The organism is Streptomyces sp. NPDC050842, assembly GCF_044456565.1.
Taxonomy (GTDB): domain Bacteria; phylum Actinomycetota; class Actinomycetes; order Streptomycetales; family Streptomycetaceae; genus Streptomyces.
This window is the reverse complement of record NZ_JBITGA010000012.1, coordinates 167,292-180,202: the sequence shown is the minus strand read 5'-3', so window position 1 is coordinate 180,202 and position 12,911 is coordinate 167,292. Positions and strand designations below refer to the sequence as shown.

Annotated in this window: 14 protein-coding genes; all 14 read right to left on the bottom strand. The window is 71.2% G+C overall.

The window, feature by feature from the left end; translation table 11 throughout:
* Window positions 1–188: 188 nt before the first annotated feature.
* Window positions 189–743: an adenine phosphoribosyltransferase gene (locus ACIBG6_RS33640; protein WP_399226498.1), complete on the bottom strand. Its 555-nt coding sequence runs from the start codon at window positions 741–743 to the stop codon at window positions 189–191.
* Complete coding sequence (gene secF / locus ACIBG6_RS33635; protein ID WP_399226497.1) at window positions 740–1,810, bottom strand: protein translocase subunit SecF; 1,071 nt, start codon at window positions 1,808–1,810, stop codon at window positions 740–742. The genes ACIBG6_RS33640 and secF overlap by 4 nt, the downstream gene beginning before the upstream one ends.
* 1 nt (window position 1,811) lies before the next feature.
* The gene (gene secD / locus ACIBG6_RS33630) at window positions 1,812–3,587 is read right to left on the bottom strand and encodes a protein translocase subunit SecD (RefSeq protein WP_399226496.1); all 1,776 of its coding nucleotides are present in this window, start codon (window positions 3,585–3,587) and stop codon (window positions 1,812–1,814) included.
* 144 nt (window positions 3,588–3,731) lie between these two features.
* Window positions 3,732–4,232, bottom strand: coding sequence for a preprotein translocase subunit YajC (gene yajC, locus ACIBG6_RS33625; protein ID WP_399226495.1), 501 nt, complete (start codon window positions 4,230–4,232; stop codon window positions 3,732–3,734).
* Window positions 4,233–4,397: 165 nt separating this feature from the next.
* Window positions 4,398–5,486, bottom strand: coding sequence for a Holliday junction branch migration DNA helicase RuvB (gene ruvB / locus ACIBG6_RS33620; protein ID WP_399226494.1), 1,089 nt, complete (start codon window positions 5,484–5,486; stop codon window positions 4,398–4,400).
* A 63-nt stretch (window positions 5,487–5,549) separates the two neighbouring features.
* Complete coding sequence (ruvA, locus tag ACIBG6_RS33615; RefSeq protein ID WP_399226493.1) at window positions 5,550–6,182, bottom strand: Holliday junction branch migration protein RuvA; 633 nt, start codon at window positions 6,180–6,182, stop codon at window positions 5,550–5,552.
* Window positions 6,179–6,799, bottom strand: coding sequence for a crossover junction endodeoxyribonuclease RuvC (ruvC, locus tag ACIBG6_RS33610; RefSeq protein ID WP_399226492.1), 621 nt, complete (start codon window positions 6,797–6,799; stop codon window positions 6,179–6,181). The genes ruvA and ruvC overlap by 4 nt, the downstream gene beginning before the upstream one ends.
* A 139-nt stretch (window positions 6,800–6,938) precedes the next feature.
* Window positions 6,939–7,691, bottom strand: coding sequence for a YebC/PmpR family DNA-binding transcriptional regulator (locus ACIBG6_RS33605; protein WP_317593802.1), 753 nt, complete (start codon window positions 7,689–7,691; stop codon window positions 6,939–6,941).
* A gap of 62 nt (window positions 7,692–7,753) precedes the next feature.
* Window positions 7,754–8,347: a pyridoxal 5'-phosphate synthase glutaminase subunit PdxT gene (gene pdxT / locus ACIBG6_RS33600; RefSeq protein WP_399226491.1), complete on the bottom strand. Its 594-nt coding sequence runs from the start codon at window positions 8,345–8,347 to the stop codon at window positions 7,754–7,756.
* 6 nt (window positions 8,348–8,353) lie between these two features.
* The gene (gene pdxS, locus ACIBG6_RS33595; RefSeq protein ID WP_317593804.1) at window positions 8,354–9,268 is read right to left on the bottom strand and encodes a pyridoxal 5'-phosphate synthase lyase subunit PdxS; all 915 of its coding nucleotides are present in this window, start codon (window positions 9,266–9,268) and stop codon (window positions 8,354–8,356) included.
* A gap of 115 nt (window positions 9,269–9,383) precedes the next feature.
* Complete coding sequence (locus ACIBG6_RS33590; protein WP_024758567.1) at window positions 9,384–9,926, bottom strand: hypothetical protein; 543 nt, start codon at window positions 9,924–9,926, stop codon at window positions 9,384–9,386.
* A gap of 208 nt (window positions 9,927–10,134) precedes the next feature.
* A complete protein-coding gene (locus ACIBG6_RS33585) occupies window positions 10,135–11,286 on the bottom strand; it encodes a glycosyltransferase family 4 protein (protein WP_399226490.1) in 1,152 nt (383 codons plus the stop codon).
* Entirely contained in the window at window positions 11,283–12,227 is a 945-nt protein-coding gene (locus tag ACIBG6_RS33580; RefSeq protein WP_399226489.1) for a phosphatidylinositol mannoside acyltransferase, read from the bottom strand. Before ACIBG6_RS33580 ends, ACIBG6_RS33585 begins: the two co-directional genes overlap by 4 nt.
* A complete protein-coding gene (gene pgsA / locus ACIBG6_RS33575; protein ID WP_317593807.1) occupies window positions 12,224–12,883 on the bottom strand; it encodes a phosphatidylinositol phosphate synthase in 660 nt (219 codons plus the stop codon). Before pgsA ends, ACIBG6_RS33580 begins: the two co-directional genes overlap by 4 nt.
* Window positions 12,884–12,911: the final 28 nt, after the last annotated feature.

The window sequence follows — 12,911 nt, the reverse complement described above, 5'->3', positions numbered from 1 at the left end:
AGATGCCATGGTATCGAGCCACGACCCGCCCTGCTCACGCGCCCGGGGCGCGGACGGCACGGGCGCCGGGGAAGCGCGCCATTCGGGCCCCGTACGGGGACATACCGGGAAAACAGCGGGGGCGCCCCGGGGATTCCCCGGAGCGCCCCTGTGGGCCTTGCTGTGGGCCGTGCTGTCGGACCCTGGGGTCAGACCGTGATCAGCGCCGTGAGCGGGGCGCCGTTCAGGGCCGGTTCCAGACGGGCGCGGCCCGGGAGGAAGCCGAGTTCCATGAGGACGGCGACGCCCGCGACCTCGGCGCCGGCACGGCGGACGAGCTCGATCGAGGCCTCGGCCGTTCCGCCGGTGGCGAGGACGTCGTCGATGACCATGACGCGGTCGCCCGCGGCGAGGTCCTCGGCGTGCACCTCGATCTCGGCGGTGCCGTACTCCAGCTCGTAGGCCTGGCGGAGCGTGGCACCGGGGAGCTTGCCGGCCTTGCGGACCGGGATGAAGCCCAGGCCCGCGCGGATGGCCACCGGGGCGGCCAGGATGAAGCCGCGGGCCTCCAGGCCGACGATCTTCGTCGCGCCGTGCGCGGTGCACAGTGCGGCGAGGGCGTCGGTGAGGGCCGTGAAGGCCTCCGGGTCGGCGAGCAGCGGCGTGATGTCCTTGAACAGCACGCCCGGCTTCGGGTAGTCGGGGACGTCGCGGATGCGGCTGAGCAGCAGCCCGGTGACGTCCTGCGTTCCTGTGGTCGTCATGCGCGGTGCTCCTGAGCGCCGTGACGGCTCGGGCGCGGGCCCACGACCGCGGCCTCGCCGGGCAGGTCGTCCGCGGCGTCCAGCGGCTCGCCCTTGGCGGCGGCGGAGGCCCGCTTGACCATGATGCGCTTCTTGAGCGCCTTGATCGCCGGCTCGCGCTCCTTGAGGTCGGCGACGAGCGGGGTGGCGATGAAGATCGAGGAGTACGCGCCGGCGGCGAGACCCACGAACAGCGACAGCGAGATGTCGTTCAGCATGCCGGCGCCGAGGACGCCGCCACCGATGAAGAGCAGGCCGGCGACGGGCAGCAGCGCGACCACGGTGGTGTTGATCGAACGGACCAGGGTGCCGTTGATCGAGCGGTTGGCGAGCTCGCTGTAGGTGAAGCGGGTCTGCTTCGTGATGTCCTTCGTCTGTTCCTTGAGGGAGTCGAAGACGACGACCGTGTCGTACAGCGAGTAGCCGAGGATCGTCAGCAGACCGATGACGGTACCGACGGTGACCTCGAAGCCGACCAGTGAGTAGATGCCCACGGTGATCGTGAGGTCGTGGATGAGGGCGATGAGTGCCGCGACCGCCATTCTCCACTCGAAGGCGATCGCCAGATAGATCACCACGAGGATCATGAAGATCCCCAGACCCGTCCAGGCCTTGGTGGCGATCTGCTCGCCCCAGCTGGGGCCGACGAGCTCCGCCGCGATCTTGTCCTCGGGGACGTTCAGGTCCTTGGCGAGCTCCTCGCGGACCTGGTCGGACTGGGCCGTGTCGAGGCCGCCGACCTGGATGCGGAGGGAGCCGTTGCCGAGCTGCTGGACGATCGCGTCGTGGCCCGAGGCCTCTTCCGCGTACTCCTGCGCCTGGCTGACGGAGACCTCGCTCTTCGGGGTGGTGAAGACCGCGCCGCCCTGGAACTCGATGCCCATGTTGAGGCCGCGGACGGCCAGGGCGACGATGGCGGTGATGGTGATCAGGATGGACAGGCCATACCAGATCTTGCGGTTGCCGATGAAGTCGTAACCGACCTCACCGCGGTGGAGCCGGGCGCCGAGATCGCCGAGCTTCGACATCTCACGCCTCCTTCGGGTCGGCAGCGGCAGGGGCAGTGGCACGGCGGGAGCGGCGCAGCGGCGGCTTGGCACCGAGACGCTTCGGGTCGAGACCCGACCACGGGTGACCGTTGCCGAAGAACTTGGTCTTCGCGAGCATCGTCATGATCGGCTTGGTGAAGAGGAAGACCACGACGATGTCGAGCAGGGTGGTGAGGCCGAGCGTGAACGCGAAGCCCTGGACCTTGCCGACGGTGACGATGAAGAGCACGGCCGCGGCCAGGAACGACACGAAGTCGGAGACCATGATGGTGCGGCGGGCACGCGGCCAGGCGCGCTCGACGGCCGGGCGGAGCGTGCGGCCCTCGCGGAGCTCGTCGCGGATTCGCTCGAAGTAGACGATGAACGAGTCCGCGGTGATACCGATGGCGACGATGGCGCCGCAGACGGCCGGCAGGTTCAGCGCGAAGCCGATGGCCGGGCCGAGCAGGGCCATGATCACGTAGGTGAGGAGCGCCGAGACACCGAGGCTGAGGATGGCGACCAGCGACAGGCCCCGGTAGTAGGCGACCAGGTAGATGATGACCAGGGCGAGACCGATGGCACCGGCGATGAGGCCGGCTTCCAGCTGGTCACCACCGAGCGCGGCGGTGACGGTGTCGACGCTCTGGGTCTCGAAGGTCAGCGGCAGGGCGCCGTAGGACAGGATGTTGCCGAGGTCCTGGGCGGACTGCTGGTTGAAGTTGCCGGAGATCTCCGCGCTGGCGCTGAGCGTCTGGCGCACCGAGGGCGCCGAGACGACCTCGCCGTCCAGGACGATCGCGAACCGGTTCGCCGGGTCGGCCTGCTGCGAGAGCTTGCCGGTGATCGACTGGAACTTCTTCGAGCCCTCGCCCGTGAAGTCCATGGTGACGATCCACATACCGCGCTGCTGGTCGAACTGGCCCTTGGCGTCGTCGACGTCACGGCCCTCGACCTCGGCCGGGCCGAGGAGGTACTTCGCCCACACGCCCGGGGCGTCCTCGCCGCAGGCCACGGTGGGCTCGGTCGGCTTGACGCCCTGGCCGGCAGCGGTGCGCTGCTTGGGGTCGAGGCAGTTCAGGGTGGCGAACTTCTGCTGCAGCGCCACGGTGGCGGCGTCGGCGGAAGGGGTCGCCTGCGGGGTCCCGGTGGCCTTCGGCTTCGCGGAGGTCGAGGAGCTCGCGGTGGGCGTCGGGCTCGGGGCCTTGAGGGCCTCGCTGACCGCGCGGCCCTGCGTGGTGGCGGTGGCCGTCGGGGTGGCCGACTTCTCGCCGACGCTCGCGCCGGAGGCGGAGGCGGACGGCTTGGCCGAGGGAGTTCCCGAGGCGGAGCCCGAGGGGGTGGCGCTCGGCGCCGCCGGGGGCGCGCCGTCGGCGACGGTGAGAACGGGCCGGAAGTAGAGCTGGGCGGTGGTGCCGACCTGCTCGCGGGCCTGCTTCTCGTTCGTACCCCGGGGGATGTTGACGATGATGTTCTCGCGGCCCTGGGTCTGGACCTCTGCCTCGGAGACACCCAGACCGTTGACACGGCGCTCGATGATGCCGACCGCGGTGTTCATGTTGGTCTCGTTGACCGCCGACTCCTGGCCGGGCTCGGCCTTCGCCTTGAGCGTGATCGACGTTCCGCCGGCGAGGTCGATGCCGAGGCGCGGGGTGGTGTGCCCCGACCAGAACATTCCGCCGGTGAGCGCGACCATGGCGATCAGGATGAATGCCAGGGCGCGGCCCGGACGGCTCTGTCCCCCCGCCGCCCCTCGGCCCTTCTTCGGTGCTGCCACCTGTCGTATCTCCCTGTCCAACCGTCTCGCGCCGGGTATGCGTGAGACGGCCACGAAGTGTGTGTGGGGACCTGCCCCCGCAGACGTGCAACCGTTCCGGAGACCGCGCACGCCGGTGGGCGTGCGCGGGGTCCCCGGCCGCGACTACTTCGCGTCGGTCTCGCCGTCGGCCTTGCCGTCCTTCTGCCCCTCGGTCCCGGCCTCGGCCGCGTCCGCCTTCTTCGTCAGGTCGGCCTTCGGCGCCGCGTCCTCGGACTCGGCGGTCTCCGCGTCCTTGACCGCGTCCTTCTCCGAGGCCTCGGCGGTCTCGGTGAGCGAGGAGGCGTCGTCGGGGACGACGGCGTCGGTGTCCGACTCCGGGTCGTCGCCGTGGACGATGCGGTTGTACTCGGAGTCCTCGAGGACCGCGCCGATCGAGTTCTTGGCGTAGACGGCGTGGACGCCGGGCGCGACCTCGAGGAGGACGGTCTCGTCGCCGATCTCCTTGACGGTGGCGTACATCCCCCCGATCGTCCGCACACCGGTGCCGGGCTGCATCTCATTGCGCATCTGCGCGGCCGCCTGCTGCTTCTTCTTCGCAGAGCGGGTCATCAGGAACATGGCCCCGATGAGGACGATGAAGGGGAGGAGGGTCACGATGCTCACGGGACGGGTTTCCTTCGCACGGTCGCGGAGAACCCGCGGCCTGATCTTCGGGGGTGGGCGCGCCGACCAGAAAGGGCGGCATCGGCGGAGTCTAGGCGAGTCCGCATCGATGGAACAACGTCCAGCATCGCACCCCGGTTCCGGTCCAGGCGAGTGTCGCCACCGTCACGCCCCGAAGAGCCCCTGTTGTCCGCTTCCGGACGTCCCCGGGCCCGCTGCCTGCGGCGGAACGAGTCCGAGATGGGCCCATGCCGCGGGAGTGGCGACCCGACCACGGGGCGTGCGGGCCAGCAGGCCTTCGCGTACGAGGAAGGGTTCCGCGACCTCCTCGACGGTCTCGCGCTCCTCCCCCACGGCGACCGCGAGGGTGGACAGGCCGACCGGGCCGCCGCCGAACAGCTTGAGCAGCGCCTCCAGGACCGCGCGGTCGAGGCGGTCGAGGCCCCGGCTGTCCACCTCGTACACCCGGAGGGCGGCCTCGGAGATGTCGCGGGTGATCACTCCGTCGGCCCTGACCTGCGCGTAGTCGCGGACCCGGCGCAGGAGGCGGTTGGCGATGCGGGGAGTGCCGCGGGAGCGGCCGGCGATCTCGGCGGCACCGGCGGCGTCGATCTCGACGTCGAGGAGGCCGGCGGAGCGGTGGATCACGCGCTGGAGCTCGCCCGGGTCGTAGAACTCCATGTGGGCGGTGAAGCCGAAGCGGTCGCGCAGCGGGGGCGGCAGGAGTCCGGCCCGGGTGGTGGCGCCGACCAGCGTGAAGGGCGGGAGCTCCAAGGGGATGGCGGTGGCGCCGGGGCCCTTGCCGACGATGACGTCGACGCGGAAGTCCTCCATCGCCATGTACAGCATCTCCTCGGCGGGCCGGGACATCCGGTGGATCTCGTCGAGGAAGAGGATCTCGCCCTCCTGGAGGGAGGAGAGGATCGCGGCGAGGTCGCCGGCGTGCTGGATGGCGGGGCCGGAGGTGATGCGGATCGGCGCGTTCATCTCGGCGGCGATGATCATCGAAAGGGTGGTCTTGCCGAGGCCGGGGGCGCCGGAGAGCAGCACGTGGTCGGCGGTGGCGCCGCGCTGGCGGGCCGCCTTGAGGACCAGGTCGAGCTGCTGGCGGACCTTCTCCTGGCCGACGAACTCGCTGAGGTCCTTCGGGCGCAGGGCCGCCTCGACGGCCTGGTCGTCCCCCTCAGCGGCGGCGCCGACGATCCGCGCCTCGGCCTCGGCTGCCTCGGCGGTGATGTCGTCGTCCCAGTTCACGGTGGATGCCTTCTCGTTCGTACGGTCGGGTGGCGCCCGGCCCGCCGGGGCCGGGCGGGGAGGTCAGCGGGCGCGGTTGAGGGTCTGCAGGGCGGCGCGGAGCAGCTGCGGTACGGGCGCGGCGCCGGTCTCGGCGAGGGCGGCTTCGGCCTGCGGGGTGACGGCGCTGACGGCTTCCTCGGCCTCGCGGCTCGCGTAGCCGAGCCCGATCAGCGCGGCGGACAGCTGCTCGGTCCAGGGCGCGGGTCCGGAGGCCGCGGCGCGCTGGGCGCCGACCAGGCCGCTGCTGCCGAGGGGGGCGCCGAGCTTGTCCTTCAGTTCGAGGAGGAGCTTCTGCGCGCCCTTCTTGCCGATGCCGGGGACGGCGGTGAGCGCCTTCTCGTCGCCGGTGGAGACGGCGACGCGCAGCGCGTCGGGGCTGTGCACGCCGAGCATCGCCTGCGCGAGGCGGGGGCCGACGCCGCTGGCGGTCTGGAGCAGCTCGAAGACCTGCCGCTCGTCGTCGTCGGCGAAGCCGTACAGCGTGAGCGAGTCCTCGCGCACGACCAGGGAGGTGGCGAGCCGGGCTTCCTGACCGATCCTCAGGGCGGAGAGGGTGTTCGGCGTGCACTGGACGGCCATGCCCACGCCGCCGACCTCGATCACGGCGGTGGTGGGGGCGAGCGCGGCGACCGGGCCGCTGACGAAGGCGATCATCGGGTTCGGCCTTTCACGGCGGATGTCTGGTGTGGAGCGGTTGCCTGCTGCGGGCCGGGTGCCTGCTGCGGAGCGGCCGCCTGCTGCTTGGCGATCGCCTGCTGGAGGCGGTTCTGGGCGACGGCCTGCTGGAGCCTGTTCTGGGCGGGCGCCCGCCAGATGTGGCAGATGGCGAGCGCGAGGGCGTCGGCGGCGTCGGCCGGCTTGGGCGGTGCGGAGAGCCGCAGGAGCCGGGTCACCATGGCCCCGACCTGGGCCTTGTCGGCCCGCCCGCTGCCCGTGACGGCGGCCTTGACCTCGCTCGGGGTGTGCAGGGCGACGGGGATGCCGCGGCGCGAGGCGCACAGCATGGCGACCGCGCTGGCCTGGGCCGTGCCCATCACCGTACGCACGTTGTGCTGGCTGAACACCCGCTCCACGGCGACCAGTTCGGGCGAGAAGCGGTCGAGCCACTCCTCGATGCCGCGCTCGATGGCGACGAGGCGCACGCCGATGTCCGCGTCGGCCGGCGTCCTGACCACGCCCACCCCGAGCATGGTCAGGGGCCGGCCGGCGACGCCCTCGACGACGCCGACGCCGCACCGGGTCAGCCCGGGGTCCACCCCGAGAACGCGCACTGTGCCCCTCCCTGGACCGCTGTCGCTCAACTGTTTGTGCAGGCTATCGGCTGGCACTGACAACGCAGCGGGCCGACGGGGGTGTGTCCCCGTCGGCCCGCTGTGGAAACAGCCGTGATCAGGCGTGATCCGACACCATTCAGGCGTCGACCTTCTCCATGACCTCGTCGCTGACGTCGAAGTTGGCGAAGACGTTCTGCACGTCGTCGCTGTCCTCCAGCGCGTCGATCAGCTTGAACATCTTGCGCGCGCCCTCTTCGTCGAGCTCGACCTGCATGGTCGGGACGAAGCTGGAGTCCGCGGAGTCGTAGTCGATGCCGGCCTCCTGGAGGGCGGTACGGACCGCGACCAGGTCGGTGGCCTCGCTGATGATCTCGAAGGACTCACCGAGGTCGTTGACCTCCTCGGCGCCGGCTTCGAGCACCGACTCCAGGACGTCGTCCTCGGACAGCTCACCCTTGGGGAGCACGACGACACCCTTGCGGTTGAACAGGTACGAGACCGAGCCCGGGTCGGCCATCGAGCCGCCGTTGCGGGTCATGGCGACGCGGACGTCGGAGGCGGCACGGTTGCGGTTGTCGGTGAGGCACTCGATGAGCACCGCGACACCGTTCGGGCCGTAGCCCTCGTACATGATCGTCGCGTAGTCGACGCCGCCGGCCTCGAGGCCGCCGCCGCGCTTGATCGCCGAGTCGATGTTCTTGTTCGGGACCGAGCTCTTCTTGGCCTTCTGGACGGCGTCGAACAGCGTCGGGTTACCGTCCAGGTCGGCACCGCCGGTGCGGGCCGCGACCTCGATGTTCTTGATCAGCTTCGCGAAGAGCTTGCCGCGCTTGGCATCGATCACGGCCTTCTTGTGCTTCGTCGTAGCCCATTTAGAGTGGCCGGACATCTGCCTGTCTCCTTCGCGTAACCCATTTCTGAACGAACCCCAGAGATCCTACCGGGATCGAGTCACCGCGCGGCGCGCACCATGTCGACGAACAGGCCGTGCAGTCGGTGATCCCCGGTGAGCTCGGGGTGGAACGAAGTGGCGAGGGCGTTCCCCTGCCGTACGGCCACGATGTGGCCGCCGTGCTCGGCGAGGACCTCGACCTGGGCGCCGACGGATTCGACCCACGGGGCACGGATGAAGACGCCCTCGACGGGGCCGTCCTCGATGCCCGTGACGGTGACGCCGGCCTCGAAGGACTCGTTCTGCCGCCCGAAGGCGTTGCGGCGGACGATCATGTCGATGCCGCCGAAGGTCTCCTGGCCCGAGCGCGGGTCGAGGATCTTGTCGGCGAGCATGATCAGCCCTGCGCAGGTGCCGTAGACCGGCATGCCCGCGGCGATGCGCTCGCGAAGCGGCTCCATGAGGCCGAAGAGCACGGCCAGCTTGGAGATGGTGGTGGACTCACCACCGGGGATGACCAGGCCGTCGACCTCGGCGAGCTCCTCGGGGCGCCGGACCGGCCTGGCCACGGCGTCAGCCGAGGCCAGGGCGATCAGGTGCTCCCGTACGTCGCCCTGGAGGGCCAGGACACCAATGACGGGAGTGGGGTTCATCGGTGCTTACCAGCCCCGGTTGGCGTAGCGCTCGGACTCGGGGAGGGTGTCGCAGTTGATGCCGACCATGGCCTCGCCCAGGTTGCGGGAGGCGTCCGCGATGACCTTCGGGTCGTCGAAGAACGTGGTGGCCTTCACGATGGCGGCGGCGCGCTTGGCCGGGTCGCCCGACTTGAAGATGCCGGAGCCGACGAAGACGCCCTCGGCACCGAGCTGGCGCATGAGCGCGGCGTCGGCGGGGGTGGCGACACCACCGGCGGAGAACAGCACGACCGGCAGCTTGCCGAGCTCGGCGACCTCCTTGACGAGCTCGTACGGGGCGCGCAGCTCCTTGGCGGCGGCGAACAGCTCGTTGTTGTCGTAGCCGCGCAGCCTGGCGATCTCGTTCTTGATCTGGCGCAGGTGGCGGACGGCCTCGACGACGTTGCCGGTGCCGGCCTCGCCCTTGGAGCGGATCATGGCCGCGCCCTCGGCGATGCGGCGGAGGGCCTCGCCCAGGTTGGTGGCGCCACAGACGAAGGGGGTCGTGAAGGCCCACTTGTCGGAGTGGTTGACCTCGTCGGCCGGGGTCAGGACCTCGGACTCGTCGATGTAGTCGACGCCGAGGGACTGCAGGATCTGCGCCTCGACGAAGTGGCCGATGCGGGACTTGGCCATGACCGGGATGGAGACCGCGCCGATGATCTCTTCGATCATGTTCGGGTCGGACATGCGGGCCACGCCGCCGTCCTTGCGGATGTCCGCGGGGACCCGCTCCAGGGCCATGACGGCCACGGCGCCGGCGTCCTCGGCGATCTTCGCCTGCTCGGCGTTGACCACGTCCATGATCACGCCGCCCTTGAGCTGCTCGGCCATGCCGCGCTTGACGCGCGCGGTGCCGGTCTCGGGGGACTGGAAGGTGGTGGAAGGCGTGGTGGACACGGATACCTCACTCGTGACAACAGGGGTTGACGACAAGATGAGGAAACAGGCCACATGGGGTCCACATCAAGGGCCAATGTGGACCCGGTGGATCGTTTTCGCAGGTGACGCGGGCTCAGGCCGGGCGATCGGCAAGGGCCACGGGCGGCTCGTCGTCCATTTCGAAGGCCAGCGGGAAGGGCGCGTGGCCTGCGAGCCGGAACCAGCGCACCTTGCGGTGGCGGCGCAGGGCGCGGGCGGCCCGTACTGCGTCGTTGTGGAAGCGGCGCGCCATCGGCACCCGGCGCACGGCCTGGGCCAGCTCCCCCGCGGCCTCCGGGCCGCCGGGCGCCTCCCGTACGAGCTCCACCTGCTCGGGCTCGCCGAAGACGGCCCGCAGCGCCTGGCTGAGTTCGCTCTCGGCGACCTCCCGGTGGTCCTCCTCGGCCTGCCGGGCGGCGTGCGCGGCCTCGTACAGCACGATCGAGGCGGCGGGGTCGAGGACGCCGGAGGTGGCCAGCTCCTGGGTGACCGAGGCCCGGCGGAGCAGCTGGGCGTCCAGGGCGGCGCGGGCGGCGTCGATACGGGAGTGCAGCCGGTCGAGCCGTCCGGCGGTCCAGCTGAGATAGACGCCGATGAGGATCAGCGCGACAACGGTCCAGATCAGGGTTTCGGTCACGGGCGCACAGGCTACCGGGACGGCGCCGTCTTGCCGGGCCTAGGCTTCCGGGCCTGACCCGCACCCCGTGTTGCGCCGCGCTGGTGGTGCGGGTCGGCACAGGGGGGCGGAGGCGCCCGCAGAGGGCGCCGTCCCGTGTGCCCACCCGTCCCGCCCTGCGGGACGATTGCCCACACGGGGGGGCGGCTCGGCCTGAGGTTCGCCGTCCCTACAGGCCCAGTCTCGCGCGGAGCCCGACCCGCTCGTCCGTGTCCACCGCCGCCGCGCCGTCCGTGACCGTCTCGTAGACGGCGAGGATGTCCGCGCCGACCGTGCTCCAGTCGAAGCGCCGTACGTGCGACGAGCCCCGCGCGCTCAGCTCCGCGCGCCGCGTCTCGTCGCCCAGGAGCCGGATCGCCGCCTCCGCGAGGGCGTCCGCGTCCTCGTTGGCGAAGAGCTCGCCCGCCGACCCCTGGTCCAGGACCTGCGCGAACGCGTCCAGGTCGGAGGCGAGGACCGGCGCTCCCGCCGACAACGCCTCGACGAGGATGATGCCGAAGCTCTCGCCGCCGGTGTTGGGCGCCACGTACACGTCGACGCTGCGCAGCAGCCGCGCCTTGTCCTCGTCGCTGACCATGCCGAGGAACTCCACCCGGGAGCGCATCTCGCGCGGCAGCGAGGCCACCGCCTCCTCCTCGTCGCCGCGGCCCGCGACGAGCAGCCGGGCGCCCGGCCGCTCGGTGAGGATCCTGGGCAGGGCCCGCATGAGGACGGGCAGACCCTTGCGCGGCTCGTCGATCCGCCCGATGAAGCCGAGCGTCTCGCCCTGCCACTCCTTCTTCGGCTCGGCGCGGGCGAAGAAGTCCACGTCGACGCCGTTGGGGATGAGGACGGCGTCGCCGCCGAGGTGCTCGACGAGGGTCCTGCGCGCGTACTCGCTCACCGCGATCCGGGCGCTGATCTTCTCCAGCGCGGGCTGGAGGATCGGGTACGCGGCGATCATCGCCCGCGAGCGCGGGTTCGACGTGTGGAAGGTCGCCACGATCGGCCCCGACGCCGCCCAGCAGGTGAGCAGCCCCAGCGACGGCGAGGTCGGCTCGTGGATGTGGACGACGTCGAAGGTGCCGTCGTGCAGCCAGCGGCGTACGCGGGCGGCGGAGAGGAAGCCGAAGCTGAGCCGCGCCACCGAGCCGTTGTACGACACGGCCACGGCGCGGCCCGCCGACACCACGTACGGCGGCAGCGGGGTCTCGTCGTCGGCGGGGGCGAGGACGGAGACCTCGTGCCCGAGCCGGATGAGGTGTTCGGCGAGGTCGCGGATGTGGAACTGGACGCCGCCCGGCACGTCCCAGGAGTACGGGCAGACGATCCCGATCCTCACGCGGTCCGCTCCCCTTCCCGGTCCGGGCCCTGCGGGCCCTCGGGGCGTTCGTCCAGGTCCGCGAGCCACAGTCGTTGCAGCATGTGCCAGTCCTCCGGGTGGTCCGCGATGCCGGCGGCGAAGGCGTCGGCCAGCGCCTGTGTCGTGACAGACGTCCTCTCGGCCCGCGTACCTGACTCCGGTACGTCGACGGGCGGGTGGATCCGCCCCCGCATGACGGCGGTGTCGTCGTACCAGAGCGTCACCGGCAGCAGCAGTGCGCCCGTCTGCTGCGCGAGGATCGCCGGGCCGGCCGGCATCCGCGCCGTGTCGCCGAAGAACGTGACCTCGATGCCGGACGCCGACAGGTCGCGGTCGGCGACCAGGCAGACCAGGCCGCCGGCCCGCAGCCGCCGCGCGAGCGTCCCGAAGGCGGAGCCCCCGGTGTGCGGGAGGACCTCCATGCCGAGGGACTCGCGGTAGGCGACGAAGCGGTCGTACAGGGTCTCCGGCTTGAGCCGCTCCGCGACCGTCGTGAAGGGCAGGCCGAGCGCGCGGGTCACCCACACGCCCGCGAGGTCCCAGTTGGCCAGGTGCGGCAGCGCGATGATGACGCCCCGCCCGGCGGCGACCCCTTCGAGCAGGTAGTGGGCGCCCTTGATGTCGACGTCGCTCTCGACCCGCTCCTTGCTCCAGGTCGGCAGCCGGAAGGACTCCATCCAGTACCGCATGTACGAGCGCATGCCGGCCTTCGACAGCTCGGCGAGGCGCTCGGGCGTGGCGTCCGGCACCACGCGTGCGAGGTTGGACTCCAGCCGCAGGACGCTCTTGCCGCGCCGCTTCCAGGTGAAGTCGGCGATCCGCCGGCCGAGGCCGGTCGCCACCGGCTCCGGCAGCTTCTTCACGGTCGACCAGCCCAGGCCGTACAGCCCGTCGGTCAGCCTGTCCTTGAGTGCGCTCACGACGTCGCCTCGCTCCCCCTGGCCGCGGCGTCCGCCTCGGCCGACTCCCGTCGTACCGTCACCACGCGCTGTCCCAGGGTCACCGCGCTGCCGACCGCCACGATCCACAGGGCGATCGGGAGCAGCACCTGGACGCCGGGCACGCCGAAGGCGTGCAGTCCGGCGAGACCGGCGGCGACCAGCGAGATGACGAGGCGCTCGGCGCGCTCGATGAGACCGTTCACCGCGACCGGCAGGCCAATCGATTCGCCACGGGCCTTGGTGTACGAGACGACCTGGCCGCTCGCGAGGCAGAAGATGGCGACGGCGCACAGCACGTTGTCGTCGCCCGTGCCCGCGTACCAGAGCGCGAAGCCGCCGAAGATGGCGCCGTCCGCGACCCGGTCGAGCGTCGAGTCGAGGAACGCCCCCCAACGGCTGGAGATCCCCGCCTGCCGGGCCATGTTGCCGTCGACGAGGTCGGAGAAGACGAAGAGGGTGATGACGATCGTGCCCCAGAAGAACTCTCCCCGGGGGAAGAAGACCAGCGCACCGGCCATCACTCCCGCCGTGCCGATGAGCGTGACCGCGTCGGGGCTGACGCCCCGGCGGAGCAGAAACGCGGCGAACGGTGTGAGGACACGCGTAAAAAAGGCACGCGCGTACTTGTTCAGCATGGCCTTCCCGAGGTTCGGTGGGCCGCGC

Bases quoted from the DNA above. Each gene is read 5' to 3' on its own strand.
- pdxT (WP_399226491.1), bottom strand. From the start codon at position 8,347: ATGAACCCCACTCCCGTCATTGGTGTCCTGGCCCTCCAGGGCGACGTA.
- ACIBG6_RS33640 (WP_399226498.1), bottom strand. From the start codon at position 743: ATGACGACCACAGGAACGCAGGACGTCACCGGGCTGCTGCTCAGCCGC.
- secF (WP_399226497.1), bottom strand. From the start codon at position 1,810: ATGTCGAAGCTCGGCGATCTCGGCGCCCGGCTCCACCGCGGTGAGGTC.
- pgsA (WP_317593807.1), bottom strand. From the start codon at position 12,883: ATGCTGAACAAGTACGCGCGTGCCTTTTTTACGCGTGTCCTCACACCG.
- ACIBG6_RS33605 (WP_317593802.1), bottom strand. From the start codon at position 7,691: ATGTCCGGCCACTCTAAATGGGCTACGACGAAGCACAAGAAGGCCGTG.
- ruvA (WP_399226493.1), bottom strand. From the start codon at position 6,182: ATGATCGCCTTCGTCAGCGGCCCGGTCGCCGCGCTCGCCCCCACCACC.